The organism is Syntrophales bacterium, from assembly GCA_023229765.1.
GTDB lineage: Bacteria > Desulfobacterota > Syntrophia > Syntrophales > UBA5619 > DYTH01.
On record JALNYO010000049.1, the window covers coordinates 1 to 22,259 of the forward strand.

Here is a 22,259-nt window from a genome sequence, read left to right on the forward strand (position 1 = left end):
CATGGCGGAGATCGAACTCAGCGTTCTGAAAGGACAGTGCCTTGATCGCCGAATTCCCGACATGGCAACCATGCAAACTCAAGTGGCCGCATGGGAAAGAGACCGAAATAACAGTGCCAGAAAAATTTCCTGGCAATTTACGACATCGGACGCTCGGATCAAACTGAAGCGCCTTTATCCGAATTTATAGGCGTTACATGGTACTAGAAGATCTTTTGCAGTATCTGGTTCTGGACATGGGTTGGTGCTGATTTCCCATCCATCATGAGTGATCGCAATTTCCCCTTTGAAACATCCGGTCATAGGATACACGCTTCTCTTGGGGGGTGCATCAACCGCCTGTCCGAGCGAGATACCTTCCATGGCAGTAAATTCAACACCTACAATGTTTCCAGGCGGATTTGATTTGGTGAGAAGCAGGGCATCTGCCTTGATGGGTCTCCCATCATGCAGAATTCCTGCAAGTTGAACGGGAACACGTTCTTGAATTATGGGGGATGCTGTTTCGTAAGTGAATCCTTCTTCCGCAATCACTCCTATCCAATAGGGATTTCGGTACAACATAAAGGGTGATTCCACGACAGAATCGCGGAAAGAGAAGAGGCCCTTGCCTGCGTGACAAACGAACTCAGGTGATTTCATCTGCTGCCCATTAGCATGTCCATGCTCCGCATTAAGCTTGTCCCAAGAATATGGGCTTATGAATAGCGAAGGTTATTAATCCCCTCCGCCTTCGCCCGTAGCCGTTTATACGCCTCGGAGGCCAGCCAGCCAGTGACGACCTTCTGGAAGGCTGCATCATTCATGAATCGGGCGAAGATTTCCTCATTCTGGTCCATCCGCTCCACAAAGAGGGTTTCCAGGAGGTTCTTGAAGACCAGCTCAAATTTGTCGCCAGGATTGACGACGGCAGCTTGCTGGAGGGCCTCGTCGGAGGTTGCCGCTTCGATGATCTGATCGAAAAAGAGCTGGTCGGCCTGGTTGAAGTCCGTCCCGAACCTGTCATTCACGATATCGATCAGTCGGGAGAGCGCCATGGGTTCTTCACGGACCAATCCGCTACCGACTTCTGTCGGTCCGTCCAGGGCGATGCCAGCGCCTTCTTTAAGGCAGATCGATCCCTCACTGATCTTCTGCAAACGATAGTATTCGAGCCGTACATCGTCATCGAAATCATATACAGGACCCCGGCCGCGGCGCGGCAGTTTGGGGGCAAGATGGCGTAGAAAGACGTAGAGCTTTTCCAGGTCGGAATCCTGATAGGGGATGATCTGGCTCAGGAAGGCGTAAAGGTTGCGGAAGGCATAGAGTTTGCCACGCCAGAGTTCCGCCTCGTCTTCATCCTCTTGCTGGTTGGCAGTGAAGCGATCTACTGCTGGATCCAGGACGGCGTTCATGGCTTGATGGTCCGCAGGGCTTTGCCGCTGCCTCGGCTTGAAATAGACCTCACAAAACCGCTGCACTTCCTCCCTCAGATAGATGCCGGAGGTGTCCAGCTCACCCTTGATCTGATACATCCGCGCCGGGTCCACCTCTTCGCCCATCACGGCGCCTTCGTAGTACGCCTTGAAGGCCTCGCGGATATCCTCCCGGTCGTTCACGAAATCCAGCACGAAGGTGTCTTCCTTGAGTGGATGCGTCCGGTTCAGGCGGGAGAGGGACTGAACAGCCTGAATGCCTGCTAGCCGCTTGTCCACAAACATTGTATGCAGGAGTGGCTGATCGAACCCGGTTTGATATTTCTCAGCGACAAGCAGTACCTGGTATTCGGGTGTGGCGAACTTCTCCGGAAGCTCCTTCTCTTTCACGCCGTTGTTCATGATCTCTTCTGTGTAATGGACATCCGGGAGTTTGTCATCCTGCACGGTCCCTGAGAAGGCAACGAGCGACTTGATGTGATAGCCCTTCGCCTTGATATAGCGGTCGAAGCTCTGTTTGTAGCGAACAGCCTCCAAGCGCGAACCGGTCAAGACCATGGCCTTTGCCCGGCCGCCGATCTTGTGGCGGGTCACCGCCTGAAAATGCTCGACCATGATCTCCGTCTTCTGGGCGATATTGTGTGGGTGTAGTTTCAGAAAGCGCGCCAGTGCCCGTGCAGCCTTTTTCCGCTCAACATTCGGATCATCCTCGCAGGCTTTGAGCAGTTTGAAATAGGTGGCGTAGGTCGTGTAATGCCTCAGCACATCATGGACGAACTCCTCCTCGATGGCCTGTCGCATAGTGTAGCGGTGGAAGGGATTGCCGTTTCGCCCGAAGACCGCCAAGGTCTTGTGTTTGGGTGTGGCAGTAAAGGCGAAGAAGCTCAGGTTGGCCTGCTTCCCGCGTTTGGCCATGCTACGGAAGAGTTCCTCCATATCGGACAGACCCTCCTCGGCAGCTCGGCGTGTTGCCTCTTCCTTCAATGCCTCGCCCCCAAGCACTTCCTTGAGGTCGGTCGCTGTTTCTCCTCCCTGGGAGCTGTGTGCCTCGTCGATGATAACCGCACACCGGCGGGTCGTGAGCGTTCCTGTACCGTTCTCGCCCCGTTCATCGGCCATTTTGAGCAACTGCCGGGAAACGAAAGGAAACTTTTGGAGGGTGGTGATGATGATCGGCACTGCGTTCTCTAGCGCCTCGGCCAGTTGCCGCGAGCTCTCGTCGATTTTTTGCACGACGCCCCGTTTGTGCTCAAACTGGTAGATCGTATCCTGAAGTTGCTGGTCCAGGACCACGCGGTCGGTGATGACGATAACCGAGTCGTAAACTCGTTGATTGTCGCTGTCGTGCAACGAAGCCAGGCGGTGGGCCAACCAGCCGATGGTGTTGCTCTTGCCGCTGCCCGCCGAGTGTTCGATCAGATAGTTGTTGCCTACGCCCTCGTTGCGCGCCGCATCCACAAGCGTACGGACCGCCTGGAGCTGGTGATAGCGGGGGAAGATCATGGTCTCCTTCTTGACTTTGCGCCCCTCTTCTGTGCGCTTTTCCTCGATTTGCAGATGGAGGAACCGGACCAGAAGGTCGAGGAAGCTGTCACGCCGGAGGACTTCCTCCCACAGGTAGGCGGTTCGGTAAGTGCGACCATCGGGATCTGGAGGGTTTCCGGCACCGCCGTCACGCCCCCGATTGAACGGCAGAAAATGTGTCGCCGTGCCGGCCAGTCGGGTGGTCATCAACACGGTTTCGGTGTCCACGGCGAAATGGACCAGGGACCGCCGCTTAAACTCAAAGATCGGCTCACGGGGGTCGCGGTCCTGTTGGTATTGACGCTTTGCGTTATCCGTCGTTTGTCCGGTGAGCGGATTTTTGAGTTCTGCCGTGGCAACAGGGACGCCGTTCAGGCTAAGGGTGACGTCGAGAGACTTCTCCGAGTGGGTGGAGAAATGTAGTTGTCGGGTAATCCCGAGTCGGTTTGCCTTGTAGCGCTCCTCGAGTTCCGGATTGAGCTCATGCGCAGCCTTGAAGAAGGCCACCCGCAGGGTCCGGCCATAACACTTGAAGCCATGGCGAAGTGTGGTCAGGGATCCGTAGGTATCCATCCATTTGCACAGATCACCGAGAACCTGCTCCCCGGTTCGCTCCCCATGCAGCGCCTCCAGCTTTGCCCATTCCTGGGGTTGCGTCTCGCGGATGAAGGCCAACACCTCTTTCGGAAAGATCGCTCGCTCACGGTCGAAGTCTTCAGACGAGACGTGGATGTACCCGTCCTCTATGAGGTAGGATTCGATAACGGTTTCAAAGGAGGTTTCACTATGTGGTGCTGAAGTTGCAAACATCATTATCTGATCCCTTTAAAGCGTCTGCGTACGGCAATTCTGTTAAGGTGGTCCACATGCTCTTGAAGTGCATGATATATAGCGATACAGAATTCGTAAAAACGTCCAGAGGCATCTAAACTACAAATCTTACCCATGGCACGCTGGGCCTGAGCTTTTGAAATAGGATCGACACCTGCTTCGCCATAGACGAATTCCTGAATTACACGTCTTCGATCATCAGTTAGGCTGGGGTGATCAAGACAAAGTACGTTTATAGTAGTTATAGCAGCATGATCATTGCCAGCAGGTTTAATATTTCCTTCCAAGTCGAAGCAAAAATGCCTTTCGCAACTTGGATGTAACGGCGAGATGAATTCTGCGCCATCGTTTTCCCACCAGTTACCCTTCTCTTGAGCGCCATAGCGATAACGTCTGCCCATCCCTATGCATGGAAAACAGGCAATCAAGTTGTCATAATCAAGGTCGGACCCAATTCGTTCAGCTCTACAAAGGTTCTCGGGCTTAATATGTTCGATGTGAGAGTTACGTTCATCAACCCTCCGCATAGTGTAGGCACATAGCCAACCCTGCTCCTGTAACAAAGTTTGATGGAGATGCCTTTTTTCAGGATTCTGTAAGCATCGATAGTCTTCATTTGCACTACCACATACTTGTCTACGCCAAACATAATAGCTACTAGGCATACCTGCCTTTCTCACATGCTTCATTCTGCTAACAGCTCCATTCGTGCCATTCGGGCCTCTAGAACAGACCATTCAGGAAGATCAAGCCCAGCATTCCTTTTAGCGTCAATTAATAGACGTGCATTTTTGAAATTGCTTTCCCTTATCAGTGCTTCGACGTCTAATATTGCTTTAGAAGCATCACTCGGTCGGTCATCTGTCTCCATTAAGAATCGTAATATCCAGTTCGTATCCATGCCTAAAGTGCGGTCAGGCCGAATGATGTCACTTCCTTTAAATAACAAGACCTGCTCTGGCTCAACAGCTGCTACTATTTGTGGCGAGTGCGTAGTTGCTATGAACTGGCAGTTTGGGAAAGTCTCTGTTAGCTGCATGACAACTGACCGCTGCCATTTTGGGTGTAGGTGCAGGTCAATCTCATCAATCAGCACTATGGCAGAGCCATTTTTGACAGGATCTTCAAGTTTGGGATTAGCCTGTGAAAGACGCTGGGCTAAGTCAAGAACCAATGCGAACATACCTCGTTCTCCATCAGAAAGTTGGCGTAGATCCAGTGTCTTTCCTGCCTTGTCCACGAGAAGTCGCGGTTTTGGTGATTTATCAGCCCGTAGGTTATCACATTCCGGTAAAAAACATTTTGCGGCACGTTTTAGTGCCACGAGGTGTTTTAACACCAGAGGAAGTTCAGCGCCTTGTGCTTCCTGTGCTCGGATCCAATATGCTATTTCTTGAAGTCGAAGTTCACGTCGTGAAAGTGCATCAGCAAATGCAGCGGCTTGACGACCAGCAGCACTTGCCGTTGATGGTGACGCATCAGACACCAAGGAGCGTCGTGTCGAAAAAAAAATCCCCAATGGCTGTTCTTTCTCTTTTTTAAGTTCCTTAAAGGAGCTGGGTAATGGTGGCTGAAAGTCTTCCTTGTCTGGTGTTTCCCAAACCTGTTCACGAGGCTTGTCAGAATCTCTTGGCACACTACTTTCCCGGTTTTTATGTACGAGATATGTAAAATCTGTGCCTTGAAATTTAAATGAACAATTGACTGTCATGAAGTTCGAATGAACGCGAATATCGTCTTCAACGAAAGGAAGAGGGCGACTGCGTGATGCTGTAACATTAGGAAGGATTCTTGATAGGCAGATGCACAAAGCATCGAGCACGGTAGTTTTGCCGACGCCGTTTACTCCAACCAATAGGTTCATGCCCTCTTGAAAATCAAATTTAGCCTGATCGAATGACCTAAGGTTAGCTACCTGAAGATTCTTTATTCTCATGATTTAGTTGACCTCCAGTTTGCCGGTAACGGCAGCAGAGATAAGAGCCGATCGACGCTCATTCAACAAGCCTATGGTCTTCTCTGCTGCATTTCGCAAACTATCGAGCTTTGCAGTTTCTTGCTGTATATACCGAACAATCGCATATTGGTCGTTCTCGGGTGGGACAGGAACTCGCATATCGCCGAATTGATCAAAATATAATCTTAGACGCATATCCATAATCCCTGTTGATCTGCGGCGAAACTCAGGGAAACATATTCCACATCTGAATAGGTGGTGGTAATAAATTGAGTTGACTCCATTAAGTTTCCTGAGAATATCGTAGGCAGGGCTTGTTACACCTTCATAGTTGGACACTCCAAATGCACCCATCCAAGCAAGAAGTTTGTTTACAACCAAATCTCCAGGTTTTACAAGCCAGTAATTATCAGTTGTTGTAGCCTTATTACCTCTTGCCTCTATATCTTTTCGTGGAAGTACACCTACCTCCGTATAAAGTGAGAGCAACTCAAAATTGTTATCAGGTGGAGCTGGTTCTGTAATGAGACGAAATAAGTATTTGACTCGTTTTGTTTTCCAATATTTTGGAATTGGTCCCAACCACTCAACCCCAGAATCCCTCATTTGAGCACTGGAGTTCAACCCACGGGTAACAGCACGAGTAATGAGAGAACGTCGTTTCTCTTCCAGCAAATCCAAAAGCCGCTTCTTTGCATCTAACATATCATCCAGCTTTAATATCTCTTTGTCGAGATAATCCGCGATGATATTTTGCTTATCTAATGCTGGTAATGGTACCGGCATGTTCCCGATAAAATTCCAATCCGCCCTTGGCATTTTCGAGCCATAGGTTGAAGCATTTACCGCATCAATAAATCCGGGAGACAGGCAGATATATTGAAGAAATCGTGAGTTAAAATTTACTGGTTGCATAACGAGAAACTCCGTGGTGCAGCGGCCAGAAAATTCAGCGATCCAAGCTTTAGTGAGGTATGGTCTCAGCTTTCCAAAAAGCACATCGCCCGGCTCAAAAGTATTGCAGAGAGATTCTCCTGATGTTACTGAAAACTCCTCCGGCTCAGTTGGGCCAAATGTCCCCTCCGCAAGTCGACCAGTGCCTGGCTCAATATGTTCCAAACCAAGATATGGTCGATTGTCGTCCATACCATCAACCTGCATACGGCGAAGTTGGACGGCATACTTCAACCGTACTGTCGGTCGCCCACACGTAGTATCTAATCTCACGACGTCACCTCTCTTAGAAGCTTCATAATTTTCTCCTCAGCTTGCTTCAAATCGGCATCAATGACATTGAGGTCACGAGGTGTAGTGAAACGATAGAAATGACGATTAAAGTTGATTTCATAACCCACCTTGTCCTTACTGCGGTCCATCCAGGCATCGGGTACATGGGGAACAACTTCACGGCAGAAATACTCATCAATATCATCCTTGAGGGGAATATTCTCGAAATCACGTAATTCACTGTCAGGTTCGAAACCCTCATTGCAGCCTCCCTGAAATACTGGTTCTGCGTTCGGGTCTCTCTGGGTGAACACATCTCTGAAGAGTTTGAGCTCAGGTGCCTTCCACTTGGATCGACATTCCTGCAGAACATCTTGGAGGCGCTGTCGAATTATATTCCAGTCAGGCAGCGGTTCACGACCAAGTGCTTTGTCGATTGCCTGCACATCGTCAAGTAGGTGTGGGCACGCGTCAAGGAATCGGGCCTTGTCATCAAGAGTCATCTGATAACGTAATCGCAGGGGGCGTTCGACGGTAACGCGTGTGTAGCCAAATTCGTTTATATCAAAAACCTTTGATATGTCATTAACATCAACATTTTGCTCTGCAGGCACCTCTGGTGCGGCTGTATTCGGTGGAATGAGTTTTAAATTAACACGCCTTCCCAGCTTATCCGTCCATTCCACGAGCCGCCATTCCTCCATAGTTCCATATGCCTTAACGATGTCGTGGATTTGGTCCGGCGTTCCATCTTCACCATTACCGATCATGCGTTTTTTGTCGCCCAGGTTTTTACGTAGCGGTACGTAGATGTTTCGCGCGTCAAACAGTTGGATCCTACCCTTACGGTGTTCCGCCTTACGGTTGGTTACGATCCAAATGTATGTGCCGATACCTGTGTTGTAGAACATTTGCTCAGGCAGGGCAATGATTGCCTCCAGCCAGTCATTTTCGATAATCCACTTGCGTATATTGCTTTCACCGGAACCTGCGCCACCAGTAAAGAGGGGGGAACCGCTGAACACTATGGCAAGTCGAGATCCTTGCTTGAGCTGCTCAGGATGCACCGGTTCGAATTTGCTAACCATATGCTGAAGGAAAAGCAGAGAGCCGTCATTGACTCGCGGTAATCCAGCGCCGAAACGCCCCCCATATCCTAATTTTTCATGTTCCCTCTGGATTTCTTTTTGCTGCTTCTTCCAATCCACACCAAATGGCGGGTTGGTGAGGAAATAATCAAATTTCTCATCGGAGAATTGATCCTCGGTAAACGAGTCACCAAATCGGATGTTGTCCCCGCCTCCGTTGTGATCCACCTGCTTAATGAGCATGTCGGAAGCAGCCGTGGCATATGCACGTTTATTGTAATCCTGACCATAGACATACAGTCTCGCCTCATGATGATAGGCGCGGAGGTAGTTTTGGGCCTCTGCTAACATACCTCCAGTACCACAAGCGGGGTCGAGTAGTTTGCGTACTGTACCAGGAGTGGCGAGAAGCTGATCATCATGGATAAACAGTATGCTGACCATCAGCCGGATGACTTCGCGCGGGGTGAAGTGGTCCCCGGCAGTTTCATTGGCCAATTCGTTGAATCTGCGGATAAGGTTCTCGAAAATGAGGCCCATTTCCTCATTGGGCACCTTGTCCGGATGGAGGTCCACTTCGCAGAACTTAGAGATGACAAGATAGAGGATATTTGCTTCGCGCATTTTTTCAATTTCGGTTGTAAACTCGAAGTATTCGAAAATGCGTCGGACATTTGCGGAGAAACCATTGATAAAACTGACCAGGTGATTATCGATGTTGTCCGGATCACCCTTCAGCTTCTCAAAGGTGAGGGGAGAGTGATTATGGAATTTCTGGCCGGCGGCCTTGTTTAGAACGCTGTCAAGCGCATCATCCTTCTGTTTGTCCTTTACCTGTTCGTACTTACGAAGCACTGAATCCTTTGACAGCGACAGGACGCAGTCGAATCGGCGGAGAATCGTCAGGGGCAGCATGACACGCTCATACTGAGGAGGGCGGTAAGGCCCGCGGAGCAGGTCGGCTATTTGCCAGATCAAATTCGAATGTTCTTGGTGGTTGGACATGGGTTGCTCGCTTTCAATCAGCTAAATGGCAATCTCGGTTGGTTATATCCACTTAAGATTCTGTTATTTTTTGTGATCTTCACAAAGCGATTCCCAGAAATCAGCATACTTCATAACATCTTCGTGTTTAGCTCTCCAATGCGCATCAATACCGTCCCATCCGCTTCCACGGAAGATATGATCACACAATGGGCATACACGAGGTCTATTCTTGGGGAATTCACGTTTACAGCAAAGGCATTTTTGTTCAGAATTCATACTCATCTCGCGCAATGAACAAAGAGCCAATGAGGCAGGTCACAATCCGCTGGAATTATATTATGTAGTTCTCTATTTTTTTGTCCCTTCTACTATCACGATATTCATTCCAAATCTACTATTTCCATAAATATTCATTCTGTAGTTTTTGGAAAGACGTTCAGGGTGCTTGAATGCAGAATAAACGGTCAAATCCTGGTCAGATTATCCACTGAGAGCTTACGGCAGCGTTAACGAAGTGTTAATTTGCATCAGGCCGGTTGTTTCTATTATGAAAATAGTGTATATAACATTCGTACCTTATGCAAAACTTGGAGGAACTGATATGTTTGAATCAGCGGAGCTTGGACACAAGATTGACAGACAGACTTTCGATCGCGACGTTCCCGGGTTGCGCGAGGATTTGTTGAATGCCCAGTATGATCTTCTCCGGAGCGGAAAGTTTTCCGTGCTCATTGTTGTCGGCGGGGTCGATGGGGCAGGCAAGAGCGAGACGGTCAGCGTCTTGAATGAATGGATGGATCCTCGGCATATACATACTCATGCGTTTTCTGAGCCTTACGATGAGGAGTCTGAGCGGCCCTACATGTGGCGTTTTTGGCGGGCGCTCCCGCCGAAGGGCAGTACAGGTATTTTTTACGGCGCCTGGCATTCCGCACCGATAATCGGAAGGGTGCTGGGTAATTTGAAATCCGCCCAACTCGATCAGGCGACCGAAGAGATCATCCGGTTTGAGCGGATGCTCAGTGATGAAGGAACGCTGATTCTGAAATTCTGGTTTCATCTTTCCAAAGAACAGCAGAAAAAACGTCTCAAGGAGCTCCAGAAGGATCCCCGCACGCGCTGGCGGGTCACTGACAGTGACTGGGAACGCTTCAAAAGTTATGACAAATTCCGGAAAATATCAGAACATTTTCTGAGAAAGACGAGCACCGCGGAGGCGCCCTGGATCGTTGTGGAAGGGCTTGACCATAATTACCGCACTCTGACAGTGGGCAGGCTGCTACAGCAGGCGATACGCGAAAGACTTGACGATGAACCCGTCAAACGTTTGCCTGATAGAATACCACCGATACCTCCCCAGATAGATGGCAAGGACGTCCTCACCGCTTTGCCCACCGCAAGGGCAATAAGTAAGGGAAAATATGAAAAAGAGCTGGAGAGCTGGCAGGGACGTCTTAGTACCCTTACGCGTCATCCAAGATTCAAAAAGTTTTCTGTCGTTCTGGTTTTTGAGGGTCAGGACGCGGCTGGGAAGGGCGGCGCTATCCGGCGGGTAATGGGGGCGCTCGACGCCCGCATCTATCAGGGAATTCCCGTTGCCGCTCCCACCGAAGAGGAAAGGGCCCAGCCCTATCTCTGGCGTTTCTGGAGGCATATTCCTCGTCGCGGACACTTTGCGATATTCGATCGCTCCTGGTATGGCCGGGTGCTGGTTGAACGGGTTGAAGGGTTCTGCTCTGAAAGCGACTGGGCGCGCGCCTACTCGGAGATAAACGATTTCGAACTTCAGCTCGTCCGCAACAAGACAATTCTCGTCAAGTTCTGGTTGCAGATAAACAAGGAGGAGCAATTGAAAAGATTCAAGGAGCGGGAAAAGACTTCGTTCAAGCGCTTCAAGATTACCGAGGAAGACTGGCGAAACAGGGAAAAATGGGATCTGTACCATACGGCGGTATGCGACATGGTTGACAGAACATCTACGGAGATCGCCCCGTGGCGGATAGTGGCTGCTGACAACAAGTATGCCGCGCGCATCGATATTTTGAAGACGGTTGTCAAAAATATTGAGGCGGTTTTATGAGTCTTTTGTTTAATTCCAATTTGCATTCAAGATGACACTATGGTATTATCTTGCCATGGAGGTGCACTATGGCAAGACAGATTCAAATCAGCGTTGACGAGGTGGCGAGAGCTAAACAATTGCGTGATCAAGCAGCAACAATATCCGAGTATCGACAGGCGCTTTCCATACTGCTCGTGGCAGAGCAAGGCCTTGATGCAGATCGGGTTGCAGAAATACTTGGTACAAGTCGCCGCACTGTTTTTCGTGATCGCAGCAATATTCGCAATCAAGACGACACTCCGAAGAACTTATGGGGAGGGCGTCGTCATTGTTCTATGACAATCGAAGAAGAACAAGAGTTTCTTTCTCAATGGATTGATAAGGCAACAGTCGGAGGAGTTTTAACAGTTCCACCCATTCATGAGGCACTGGTTAACCGTTTGGGTAGAAACATTCCCATATCGACAACCTATAGGTTATTGGCACGCCATAATTGGAGGAAAGTGCAACCAGATACAAAGCATCCCAAAAGTAACCCAGACTTGCAGGACGAATTTAAAAAAAATTCTCCGAAACGGTGGAAACCGCCTGTGTAAAAAATGAAGATAATCTTCCCCTGCGGCTAATGTTCCAGGATGAAGCCCGCTTCGGAAGGATGAGCGATCCCCGCTCCTGTTGGGCTCCTTCACCCCATAGACCGGTAGTAAACTTGGCGTTAGTCCGTGAATTTCGTTATGAATATGCGGCGGTTAGCCCTTGGGATGGCGATATTGATTTCATGACCACGGAGAAGATGAATACAGAGAACATGTCCCTTTTTTTGGACCAAGTCAGCATGGCGCACAGCGAGGAGTTCATAGTTATGGTGGTAGATGGTGCTTCTTCGCATAAAAGTAAAGACCTGCAAATTCCCGGAAACATGTCGCTTATTAGACTGCCGCCATATTCACCAGAGCTGAATCCGGCAGAACAAATTTGGAGAATGCTTCGGCATGAGTACTTTGCCAACCGCGTCTTTGATGAACTTGATGCAGCCATAAAGCAAGCCGAATTGGGATTGAAAAATATGGCAGCAAATAAATCGGCAACCAAAAGTTTGACCAACTGGCCTTGGATTAGTGCCATCTTGAAAGCATAATGGAATAAGTCCCCTTACGCTTCCGGAGGTTTTTCTGTTCCCAGTGCTTGGGTGAGTTTCAGAACGGTCTCCGGGCGGTCGAATTGGTCCCAGATTTCCTTAAACTCGGATTGTCTGGCACGGGCGATCTCCTGTTGGAGCTGATGTATCTCTCCGAGGATAAATATCAGCCGCGGCTCCATCACGCTTCCCCTCCATTTTTTCAGGAGACCCGAGATCAGTTCCTTAGTAAAAACAGTATCCTGAAGTTCTCCCAGACAATCCTGTATTTTTACCGCATCCGTGATAAAAGAAGAAAGGGCGCCGTCAAAAGCTGGGTTGAAGAATTCGGATGCGTAACGCAGTTTCTTGAATTGAATCCGTAACTTATGAAAATTGCGGAGTTTTGGGTTTAGCAATAGAAGCTTGCCCAGAGCAATAGCCTTGTCGAAATGTTCGAAAATCACCGAGGAGGCAATTGGGGCCGCCTTCGAGAGGGCATTCGGGGCGAGTGGGCGGATTGCTGGTTTCCTTGTTGTGAAGGTCGAAAGCCTGAGAAAAAAGATGCGGCAGCGGGTCGAAGCGAGTTCCTCCTTGAGGGTGGCAAGCCGCGCGGCGCGTTCTCCCTGAATCTGCCGCAGCAGAAGCTCCGTGGTCCGCTGGGAGGCGAGCGCAATATCGTTTCTGAATTTTACCACGTTCAGCGAAAAGACGTCGAGATCCCGAACGGCGCCAAAAAGCGAGCCGAGCCAAAGCAGTTCCCCGGCAAAATAGTCCGCGCTTCTTTTGGGAACGGCGTCCGTAAAGAGTCGCAGCAGTGATCGCATCCGGCGTGTTGCCACCCGCGCCTGATGAACAAACTCGGTGTCAACATCCGCGACAGTTCCGGGGATGTTTTCCTGAAGCCGACGCAACTGGAAGGAAAGTATCTTTTTTACTGCAATGTCGAGGCGGTCGTCGGCGCTTACAATCAGTTCCGGCGGAGGATTCTTGGCCGGGAAACTGATGCCGAGACGTTCGATTGCCGTCTCTAACATTGACTGCGGGCAGGGGAGAAGGACGAATTTTTCAGTGATATTTTTCGTCATTGCCTCCAGTGTCGCCGATGTCCCCTTTGTAAAGTCGAGTGCAATTTCACAGAGGCGACAGGAAGCTGGTTTCTGGAACGCCTCAGCCTGAAACGCGGAGGACACGAAGGCAATTTCCACCACTGTGCCGTCAGGATGGACAACTTTGAAGGTACGCCGTCTGGCGCGGACGGCGATGTGTCCCAGAAGACGGCGGGGGTAGATAATTTCCGCGATCTTTCCGTTTATGTCCGTTTCCTTTATATCCCATGCCTCCCCGATCTTTTCCCCCGCGGCGCACTCAATCTCCAAATGTCCCGCCGGGTCACCCTTTATTGGTCCAGGGATTTTCAGTGTGTAATGGGCCTTTCCTGCCGTGCGACTAAAACGCAACGACAAACCGCGCCTGAAGAGACGCCAGTCGAACGTATCGAGATAAATATCCTCCTGGTTGATTGTTCGCTGTGTTTGGACTTCGCAACCCAGCGCGCGCAGCGAAGCGAGAATGGCCTGCTCCATTCCGGAATTTGGCAGGAGGAACCTGTATTCGTCTTTCTTCAGCGTTTTGGCTTTCATCTTTTTTCCCGGGTCCCGTGTATATCAAAGAGGAATGCTATAAGCATTGAAGAAACGCCAGCTCCCGTTCGGCCATCCGGGAAAACAGCGCCCCCTTCCTTTTTGCCCTCCTGATTTCCCCGGAACAGTCGCTTCCGGCGGCAAGGAGGATCGTCAGTCTTGTTTTTACGATATTGCAGCCGACAACATGCACCTTTCCATTATGATTGCAGTCAAGTCCGTCGGCGACCCGCAGTATTGCCGCACCCCACAAAACAATAAATCTGCTCGAACTCTTCAACGAGGCGAATTGTCTGTGCTTTGCCGCGTCCGGTTCCGCCTTGTTATGGTAGCGGGCGATCAGGGCGCAGATTTTTTGCTCTTTTTTGTTAATTCCGGGAAGTTTGGCCTCAAGAATCATGTCGCGGCTGTGTTTGTGATGAGCGCCGTTTGTTGTGCGTAACCAGCCGATATCGTGAAGCATTGACGAGACCTCTAAAAGAAGACGGTCGCGGATGGTCAGTTTGTGGATGCCGGCAAGCGCGTCGAAGAGAAAGAGCGTCAGTTTAGTGGTATTCTTTGCATGCGCCAAGTCGGCATTTGCTTCGATAATGATTTTCTTGATTGCGGCGGCAACAGTGGCTGCTTTATACTCTTTTTCCCCACCAGTGTTCATTTTTTTCTACCCTTCCGTTGACCGATCCGTTTGACAAGTTCGGAGTAGGGGGGCGATTTTAACCCGCCCTTCCGCGCGATCGCGATCAGGGCGCTTTGGCTGCGCACCGGGGCTTTGCCGGTATCGCGCGGCACACGCCGGTAGCTTCCATCCGGCTGCATGATGCGGGATTTGATGTTGTCGTTTAAATACGTCATCAGTATTTCATTGACGATCCGCGTTTTTAGCTTCTTGTCATTGACAGGATAGAGGATTTCCGCCCTCTTCTTGAAGTTGCGGGGCATCCAGTCGGCGCTTCCCGAATAGATGTCCGGATTGCCGCCGTTATGGAAGTAGTAGATGCGGGAATGTTCAAGGAACCGATCGAGGATGCTTGTGACGTGGATGTTTTCGCTGACGCCGGGAATCCCGGGTCGCAGGCAGCAGATGCCGCGGACGATCAAATCTATCCTTACGCCTGCCTGTGACGCCCGATACAGAGCGCGGATGGTAGGTTCGTCGAGCAGGGCGTTCATCTTGGCAATGATTCGACCGGGCGCTTTAGCGGAGGATTGCTTGATCTCGCGATCGATCAGCGCGATGATCCGCTCGCGCATATTTGCAGGGGAAAGGAAGAGCCTTTTGAACCGCGCTTCGATGTTTTCCGGTTTCAGCATATCCCTGCCGGTCCAAGAATTGAATCCGGTAATGACGTTGAACAGCGAGGCGACGTCATTGCTGATTTCCGGATCGGCGGTCATCAGCCCGACATCGGTATAGAGCTGGGCTGTCTGGGTATTGTAATTCCCCGAGGAAAGATGGACATAGCGGCGCAGCTTATCGCCTTCGCGTCTGACAACGAGCGCCGCCTTGCAGTGGATCTTCCAGTTGACAAAGCCGTAAATTGGGTTAATGCCCGATTTTTCCATACGCTGGGCAAGATCGATGTTCTTTGCCTCGTCAAAACGGGCCTTGATCTCGATCACTGCGGTAACCTGCTTCCCATGTTCAGCAGCGCGGCAGAGGGCTTCGACTATCGGCGAATTGCGGTCAATCCGGTAAAGGGTCTGCTTGATGGCAAGCACATCCGGGTCTTCAGCGGCGCTGTTGATGAAGTCAACAACAACTCCGAATGAGTCATACGGGTGGTGGAGGAACATGTCGCCTTCCCGGATCACGCTGAAGATGTCCTCCTTGCCGGCAAGACGGCGGGGAATCCGGGGATTGAACGGCTCATCCCGGTAAATATTTGCAACAGGCAGATCGTACAGCGGCAGCAGTCCGCAGAGGTTCAGCGGACCGGGTATGTGATAGATATTGGTTTCTTCCATTGCCAGCCCCCGGCACAAGGTGCGCAGCATCTTCTGGTGGAAGCCTTTTTTTACCTCAAGCCGGACGGCGATTTTGTTGGAACGGTCTTTAAGTTCGGCTTCCACCGATTTCAGCAGATCCATCACCGAGTCTTCGTGGAGGTCGTAATCCTGGTTGCGGGTGACGCGGAAGGGAAAGCAGGCGGTGATATTCATCCCCGGGAAAAGCCCCCCGATTTTCAAACTGATCAGGTCTTCGAGCAGGACAAAATGGCGTTCGTTTTTGTTTATCCCCTCCTCCACGGGGATCAGACGCGGCAGCAGCGAAGGGACCTCTATAAAGGCGTAGGGCTGAATATAGTTGTCCTGCGGGGAATCCATGTCGAACAGGTACGTTTGTGAGTCAAGGGTGGTCTGCGGCTCCTTGAACATGACCATCAGATTGAGTCGCAGGTTGCCGAGAAAGGGAAAGGGATGGCCCGCGTCAACGGCGAGCGGCGTAAGAATAGGAAGCACCTGCGTCTCAAAGTATCTGTTAAGTTTGTTGATTTCTTTTTTGTCAAGTGAATCAACGGAGCGAATCTGGATTCCGGCCTGTTGGAGGCCGGGAAGAACGATCTGCTGGAGACAACTGTACTGTTGCGCAATGTAGGCGCGCGCCTTTTGGGCGATGTCTGTCATGATCTGTTGGGGGAGCATCCCCGAGGGATCCGCATCGATTACCCCGGCCTGGATGAGACGAGCCAGGGCGCCGACGCGAATCTGAAAGAATTCATCCAGATTGGAGCTGAAGATGGAGATAAATTTCAGCTTTTCGAGGGCCGGCGTAGCGGGGTCTTCGGCTTCCTCAAGCACTCGGCGGTTGAACTCGAGCCAGGAGAGATCCCGGTTCAACAGCAGAGAGGGGTCCTTGATGCTTATTTCCTTGATCTTTTCCACATCAGGATGCGCCGCTGTCTGCGTCTGCAGTTCAGCATCGTCTTGAGCAAGCGACGCTTTTGTCTTTTTGAGGGATGGTTTTACCGTTCCCTTCTTTTTCACCGTTGTCGCTTTGATCTCTTTCATGAGCTTATGCTCCTTTTCCTGAAGCTATTCCGCGACGGCGATCTTCAGTGATCCCCCTCTTCCCAGGATGTCGTGGAGATGCACATATCCCTGGAGGCGGTTTTCCCTGTCTGCCACAACGAGGGTGGTTATCTCTTCGCGCTGCATGTATTCGATCGCCTGGGCGACGGTGATCTCTTCCCTGATCGATTTGGGCGCCGGGCTCATGAAATCAGTGACAGAGGCTGTGCGGAAATCAACTTCCCTGCGAACGATCCGGCGGATGTCGCCATCGGTCATGATTCCCTTTATATGGGTTTCTGCATCGGCAATAATGACGAATCCCTTGTTTTTCTCGTCCATTTCCCGTACCGCTTCGAGAAAGGTCGCCGTATCCGCCACCTGAGGAATTTGGGATCCGGCAACCATGACATCCCGGATTTTCGCCCTCAGCCTCAGTCCCAGATTGCCGCCGGGGTGAAATTTGTAGAAATCCTCCTCCTGGAAATTCCGGCGCGTTATCAACGCGACGGCGAGGGCATCGCCCATCGCCAGCGCCGCGGTGGAACTCGAAGTGGGAGCCAGGCCGAACGGACAGGCCTCTTTTTCCACGCCAACATCGATCGCAATATCGGCGGCGCGCGCCAGCGACGAAGAGAGGTTGCCGGTAAAGGCGATGCAGGGCACGCCCAGCTCGCGGATACTGGAGATGATCAGGTTCAGTTCGTTTGTTTCCCCGCTGTTGGAGATGGCGATTAGCACATCGCCCCTCGTCACGATTCCCAGATCTCCGTGCAATCCTTCGACTGGATGAAGAAACAGGGCCTTCGTTCCAGTGCTGGTCAGAGTGGCAACGATCTTTTTGCCAATCAGCCCCGATTTGCCAATCCCGGCGACGATCACCCGTCCCCTGCTTTTGTAAATCAATTCAACCGCCTGGGAAAAAGATTCGCCAACTTTCCCGATCAGGCTGAAGATGCTTTCCGCTTCAATCCGGAGCACCTCTCTACCCTGCTGTATGGAAATATCCTCAATCAATGGAATGCCCTTTCCGTGAAAATCTCTTTAGTATAGGGAAAGTATCAGAAATAACGGCATATGACAAGGTTCATTTCTTCAGGGTAAAAAAATCCAAAGCAAAAAATTGCAGGAATAATACCCTAACAATTCACTATAGGTAAGATGCTGAAAAGGAGATCATTTGGGCATCCAACCCAGCCCTTTGGCGTGCAGGCTTTGGATGAAGAGCCGGTCAGCGGTCTCCGTAACGGCAGTCGTTTCGGGATACGCGCCGCTCGGGTCTTGCAAATCAGTCACTACCTTGCCGTCTTCCGTGAACGCCATTACGTGGCCGTATGCTTTCGGAATTGGCCACATAGCCCGCGGCAGGCGCAGTGTAAGCTTACGCATGAACGGTTTGGCTGCCATTTTGTCGATGGTTGGATTACGAGGTTTGGCGAAACCCAACCATATCTTCCCGTCGAGTCCACGCATCAGGTTGTCCGGATAACCGGGAAGGTTGTCAAACAGCACTTTGGCCCGGTCATTCGGGGCCGAGATGTCGAGATCATTCGCAACCACAGAAATCTTCCACACCCGGTATTTACCGGTTTCATTGATGAAGAGCGTCTGTTCATCCTGGCTCAGGGCGACGCCGTTGGCAAAACTAAAGCCTTTCGCCACGATGCGGGTAGTTTGCTTTGCCGGGTCGTACTCCAGAATACGACCGGTTGACGACTGCTCCAGGATGTCCAACACGCTGGCTTCAAATGTCCCTCCCCAATCTTTGGGCGCAAAGCGGGTGGACGCGTCGCTCAGATACATCTTGCCGGACTTGGCCACCACCACAGCGTCGGCATAGCGGATCGGCTCTCCATTTAACTTGTCAGTCAAAACCTTGATCTTCTTGTCGGGGCTGACAGACAGCAGTCCCTTCATGGCATCGGCGGCGATAAGATTTCCGGATGCGTCAAAATCAAAACCGAGTACGCGTCCGCCGGTATTTACAAAAACCTCCTGAGCGCTGCCATCCAGATTCATCCGCAGGATGTTGCCACTGGCAACAGTAGTGTAAAGCTTGCCGTCTTTGCCGATGGCGATATGCTCCGGTCCCTCTTCTTTGCCCAGTGAAATCATCTTGAGATTAACAAGTTTTGTATTGACTTCGTGCGGACCGACATATCCGGGCGGCATGAAAGCATGCCAACTGACAGGCTTAATCGGGACCGGCCAGAGGGTTAAATAAGCGACCAGCAGGAGTAAAACAACAGTAAAAGTCAATAATGTCTTCTTCATAAGACCTCCACATAAATACAAAAGCGTCATCCCTTCAAGGTGAATCGCCACTTGCTTTTACAAATCAATTCAACCGCCTGGAAAAAAGATTCCCCAATTTTTTCGATCAGGGTGAGGATACTTTCCTCTCAATTTATCGCCACCCGTTATTGTCTATTATTACCATAGAAATAATAGACAATAGAGGTAATTGCAAAACCATTTGTCATTCCCGAATGCCTCTATCGGGAATATGGTTTTTCAAGCCGTTAGAACCAGATTCCCGCTCAGAATCGTTGCGGGAATGACAGAATGGGGAGTTTTGCAATTACCTCAATATATTTGAAAAATTTTGTCAAGAAAAAAGTTGACGCACATCCTCCCCGATCAGCAGCGCCTTACGCAATATTTTGTGGCCAATATTTGCTTGACACAAAAGTCTGTTGCTGGTTATCTTGCTCGCGTAAAAAACGATGTCGTATCAATCAATGATATTGATTTTACTTGAAAAAATGCTTCAAATACTTCAATTTGCGTAAATGCAAAGGTGCAGGCGGTTAGATTGACAGTCCGGAGGCTACCCAAACAGATTTGAGGGCAAGAAGTGACTGATCAAAATAGTATGCAGAAGCTTGTTTTTACCATCGATGAAATCGCTCTCCCCGAGTTTAAGGAGTGGCTCTTCTGTCCCGGCATGTTGTTTCAAGCTGCGGGCAAGTGGTGGGGAAATAAAGGTCTTCGTGACAGGCGACATGAGGGGCTCGATCTGCTGCTGTACAAGGATGGCGAAGAGAGGATCCGCCATATTGACAAGTCCTTCAAGATCCGGGTTATGTCTGACGGTGTGGTTGTCGGCATCATCCCTGATTTTCTCGGCAAATCCATAATTGTGGAGCACCCTTCTTTAATTGATAATTCTTATAATATTTTGACTATTTATGGTCATACTGCCCCCTGCGACAACATTCATGTGGGGTTGGCACTGCAAGGAGGAGACATCATTGCCTCCGTCGCAGGACCTAACAGGTCATCTACCGCCATGAAGCCCCATTTGCACATTACGGTCGCCCGGACTAATATGGCCATTTGTTACGAGAGACTCAACTGGGAGATCATTGGCACATCGGAAATGCTTACACTGCTTGATCCGCTGATGTTCATTGGCTCTCCCTATCGCATTCTCGGAGATGATGATCCTGCCGACCGATGAAGCGATCGTCAAGCCAAACACGTTTAAATGACAAAAGGGATTAGCCTCTTGGTTTCCCTCATGTAGATCTCATAACCTGCAAAGTGCTTCCGTAAGAGGCTTTCTTCGTACAACATCTTAATGATTAAATCGATCGTCAGAATAAGGGCTGCGGTCAGACGTAAAAGTGAATATTGATCCATGATCAGTGGCCAGATGGTTAGCAATACCGCTGAATACATGGGATGTCTTATGAATGCATAAGGACCGTTTGTGACCAGATGTGAATCCTGTTTTACCAGAGGCGTAATGTTGGTGTTTTTCCTGCCCATTATCACAATGGTCCAGCTCCCGAGCATGGCTCCGGCAATTTGAATGATCAACAGAGGAACATAGCCCGCCAAAGGCCAGCCGGTCACCAAAATCAAGAGAATGGCGATCACCTGAATTGAGACCAGTGTATATGCTTTGAATTTTTCTGTTCCCATTCAATTGGCCTGTCGAGTGCTCTCCAGCTCCAACCGATATTGATTTGATAGTCATCAGCGCAATTGCGATGGTACTATTGGTAGGCTTCAGCCGCATGTACCTGGGTGCGCATTATCTAAGTGATGTGCTCGGGGCCACTGCGGCCGGCCTTGTTTGGCTGGCGCTCTGCCTTACCGCGGTTGACACACTGCGCCGTTACCACGCTCATCTTGCAGCAAAATAATGAGGTCCGTTTTATGGTAAACATTTCCAGACGGGTTACTTTATGACCTGTCTGCCCCATTTCATCTTGGCATAGAACATTCCGCCGCCCAGAACCAATGCTATGCCATTCCAAATGATGACGGACATCAACCCGTTCAGAATTCCATAAACCAGCCAGCAGGCGATACCGATGATAAAAAACAAAGTGAAGATCAGGCTTATCTCATGGGCGCTCTTGAGCTTGAAAAGTCGCCATACCTGTGGGACCATTCCCATCGTCGTTAGAAATCCGCCTATAAATCCGATCAGTTCCTTCCATTCCAAGTGCTTTCTCCTGCTTTTCTGTTATAGCCACGACGTGCTTTATGGTTTCTTTATACTCCAAAGAAGATGGATTTACATCATTGTATAAAAATCAAGTTACCCTGGTGAGGGAACGGTGAATATTTTTTAAAGTATCCCTCAATATGGTGAGGTGCCACCAAATATTGAGGCCAAACGAATCATTTCATGGTTCTCCGCTGTATTTTCCTGTTAAGCTAATCCATTGTTATTAAAGATGAACCAAGGCTTGCATTGCTTCTTCAGCTTGTGGCAGACTTTTTGCTGTTAGATTTGATGATCTTCCTACTCATCCGGATGAAGATCCTTTCTGAGAAGCGCATCGAGGTGTCACAAACGATTGCTTCACTGTTCAGGATGGAGAAGGGATGTCGGCGCCGCGCCTTGCGGGGCCGATGCGGATCGACGGATTACGGGGGCGCCACGGGGATTGCACGATCGTCGCGACCCAACTGTCCCGGTGAGGGCATCGGCCCGAATCGGGACAGAACAGATTTCAGATGGAACCATCCATCATTCTTCTTAAGGAAAGAGGGGTAATGAGCATGAATCAGAAGGCACCGGATCAGGAATGGCAGCAGCTTCAGTCCCACGTCGAGGGTTTTTTCGACCAAGCTCTCAGGAGCGATACGCAGCGGATAGAATACAAGCCGCGATTCATCGTCCAGATGCTGGAGATGCCGTCCGAACGCCAGCGGAACGAGTTCCCGGAAACGAGCAAGTGAAGGGATATACCTTTTTAAAAATGGAGGCAGGAAAATGTATAAAAAGGTCCTGGTTCCGATGGATGGTTCAGATTTGGCCGAGTGCACTCTGTCACATCTCAAATCCTTCTTCAAGGATGGCTCTGTGGGAGAGGTGACCCTCTTGTATCGTCACGATCGATATCTCCTGGGGGGAATTGGAGAGGAGAGTAAAC

The 22,259-nt window shown here is 50.2% G+C and carries 19 protein-coding genes; 6 read left to right on the forward strand and 13 right to left on the reverse strand.

Annotated elements, in window-relative coordinates; all coding sequences use genetic code 11:
- A partial coding sequence (locus tag M0P74_16490; protein MCK9365186.1) for an IS630 family transposase occupies nucleotides 1–190 on the forward strand: 190 nt, incomplete at its 5' end.
- On the opposite strand, the gene M0P74_16495 is transcribed toward M0P74_16490, so the two are convergent.
- The 6 genes from M0P74_16495 to M0P74_16520 form a co-directional block, all read right to left on the reverse strand.
- Nucleotides 175–642: a hypothetical protein gene (locus M0P74_16495; GenBank protein ID MCK9365187.1), complete on the reverse strand. Its 468-nt coding sequence runs from the start codon at nucleotides 640–642 to the stop codon at nucleotides 175–177. The genes M0P74_16490 and M0P74_16495 overlap by 16 nt on opposite strands.
- 56 nt (nucleotides 643–698) lie before the next feature.
- The gene (locus M0P74_16500) at nucleotides 699–3,755 is read right to left on the reverse strand and encodes a DEAD/DEAH box helicase family protein (protein ID MCK9365188.1); all 3,057 of its coding nucleotides are present in this window, start codon (nucleotides 3,753–3,755) and stop codon (nucleotides 699–701) included.
- Nucleotides 3,755–4,462 carry a TIGR02646 family protein gene (locus M0P74_16505; protein ID MCK9365189.1) on the reverse strand — a complete coding sequence of 236 codons (708 nt, stop codon included), beginning with the start codon at nucleotides 4,460–4,462 and terminating at the stop codon, nucleotides 3,755–3,757. Before M0P74_16505 ends, M0P74_16500 begins: the two co-directional genes overlap by 1 nt.
- The gene (locus M0P74_16510; GenBank protein MCK9365190.1) at nucleotides 4,459–5,709 is read right to left on the reverse strand and encodes an AAA family ATPase; all 1,251 of its coding nucleotides are present in this window, start codon (nucleotides 5,707–5,709) and stop codon (nucleotides 4,459–4,461) included. Before M0P74_16510 ends, M0P74_16505 begins: the two co-directional genes overlap by 4 nt.
- Before the next feature lie 3 nt (nucleotides 5,710–5,712).
- Nucleotides 5,713–6,876 carry a restriction endonuclease subunit S gene (locus tag M0P74_16515; protein ID MCK9365191.1) on the reverse strand — a complete coding sequence of 388 codons (1,164 nt, stop codon included), beginning with the start codon at nucleotides 6,874–6,876 and terminating at the stop codon, nucleotides 5,713–5,715.
- 77 nt (nucleotides 6,877–6,953) lie between these two features.
- Complete coding sequence (locus tag M0P74_16520) at nucleotides 6,954–9,050, reverse strand: type I restriction-modification system subunit M (protein MCK9365192.1); 2,097 nt, start codon at nucleotides 9,048–9,050, stop codon at nucleotides 6,954–6,956.
- A gap of 583 nt (nucleotides 9,051–9,633) precedes the next feature.
- Here M0P74_16520 and pap point away from each other — a divergent pair.
- From pap to M0P74_16535, 3 genes are all read left to right on the forward strand, one after another.
- A complete protein-coding gene (gene pap / locus M0P74_16525; protein MCK9365193.1) occupies nucleotides 9,634–11,112 on the forward strand; it encodes a polyphosphate:AMP phosphotransferase in 1,479 nt (492 codons plus the stop codon).
- A 68-nt stretch (nucleotides 11,113–11,180) separates the two neighbouring features.
- On the forward strand, nucleotides 11,181–11,690 hold the full coding sequence (locus M0P74_16530; protein MCK9365194.1) for a winged helix-turn-helix domain-containing protein: 510 nt from the start codon (nucleotides 11,181–11,183) through the stop codon (nucleotides 11,688–11,690).
- A 29-nt stretch (nucleotides 11,691–11,719) separates the two neighbouring features.
- Nucleotides 11,720–12,232: a transposase gene (locus tag M0P74_16535; protein ID MCK9365195.1), complete on the forward strand. Its 513-nt coding sequence runs from the start codon at nucleotides 11,720–11,722 to the stop codon at nucleotides 12,230–12,232.
- Between the two features lie 14 nt (nucleotides 12,233–12,246).
- Here the strand turns inward: M0P74_16535 and M0P74_16540 are convergent, their stop codons facing one another.
- The 5 genes from M0P74_16540 to M0P74_16560 all read right to left on the reverse strand — a co-directional run bounded on the left by M0P74_16540 (nucleotide 12,247) and on the right by M0P74_16560 (nucleotide 19,137).
- Complete coding sequence (locus M0P74_16540) at nucleotides 12,247–13,854, reverse strand: CHAD domain-containing protein (GenBank protein ID MCK9365196.1); 1,608 nt, start codon at nucleotides 13,852–13,854, stop codon at nucleotides 12,247–12,249.
- A 37-nt stretch (nucleotides 13,855–13,891) separates the two neighbouring features.
- The gene (locus M0P74_16545) at nucleotides 13,892–14,509 is read right to left on the reverse strand and encodes an HD domain-containing protein (protein MCK9365197.1); all 618 of its coding nucleotides are present in this window, start codon (nucleotides 14,507–14,509) and stop codon (nucleotides 13,892–13,894) included.
- The gene (gene ppk1 / locus M0P74_16550) at nucleotides 14,506–16,863 is read right to left on the reverse strand and encodes a polyphosphate kinase 1 (GenBank protein ID MCK9365198.1); all 2,358 of its coding nucleotides are present in this window, start codon (nucleotides 16,861–16,863) and stop codon (nucleotides 14,506–14,508) included. The genes M0P74_16545 and ppk1 overlap by 4 nt, the downstream gene beginning before the upstream one ends.
- 24 nt (nucleotides 16,864–16,887) lie before the next feature.
- Nucleotides 16,888–17,880 carry a KpsF/GutQ family sugar-phosphate isomerase gene (locus M0P74_16555; GenBank protein ID MCK9365199.1) on the reverse strand — a complete coding sequence of 331 codons (993 nt, stop codon included), beginning with the start codon at nucleotides 17,878–17,880 and terminating at the stop codon, nucleotides 16,888–16,890.
- A gap of 159 nt (nucleotides 17,881–18,039) precedes the next feature.
- Nucleotides 18,040–19,137 (reverse strand): SMP-30/gluconolactonase/LRE family protein, encoded by a 1,098-nt coding sequence (locus tag M0P74_16560; protein MCK9365200.1) that lies wholly within the window; start codon nucleotides 19,135–19,137, stop codon nucleotides 18,040–18,042.
- 583 nt (nucleotides 19,138–19,720) lie between these two features.
- Here M0P74_16560 and M0P74_16565 point away from each other — a divergent pair.
- A complete protein-coding gene (locus tag M0P74_16565) occupies nucleotides 19,721–20,326 on the forward strand; it encodes a M23 family metallopeptidase (protein MCK9365201.1) in 606 nt (201 codons plus the stop codon).
- A 23-nt stretch (nucleotides 20,327–20,349) separates the two neighbouring features.
- Here the strand turns inward: M0P74_16565 and M0P74_16570 are convergent, their stop codons facing one another.
- Nucleotides 20,350–20,793 (reverse strand): isoprenylcysteine carboxylmethyltransferase family protein, encoded by a 444-nt coding sequence (locus M0P74_16570; protein ID MCK9365202.1) that lies wholly within the window; start codon nucleotides 20,791–20,793, stop codon nucleotides 20,350–20,352.
- A 259-nt stretch (nucleotides 20,794–21,052) separates the two neighbouring features.
- Complete coding sequence (locus M0P74_16575; protein ID MCK9365203.1) at nucleotides 21,053–21,322, reverse strand: SemiSWEET family transporter; 270 nt, start codon at nucleotides 21,320–21,322, stop codon at nucleotides 21,053–21,055.
- Between the two features lie 563 nt (nucleotides 21,323–21,885).
- On the opposite strand from M0P74_16575, the gene M0P74_16580 reads away from it, so the two are divergent.
- The gene (locus tag M0P74_16580; protein MCK9365204.1) at nucleotides 21,886–22,065 is read left to right on the forward strand and encodes a hypothetical protein; all 180 of its coding nucleotides are present in this window, start codon (nucleotides 21,886–21,888) and stop codon (nucleotides 22,063–22,065) included.
- Nucleotides 22,066–22,259 lie beyond the last annotated feature (194 nt).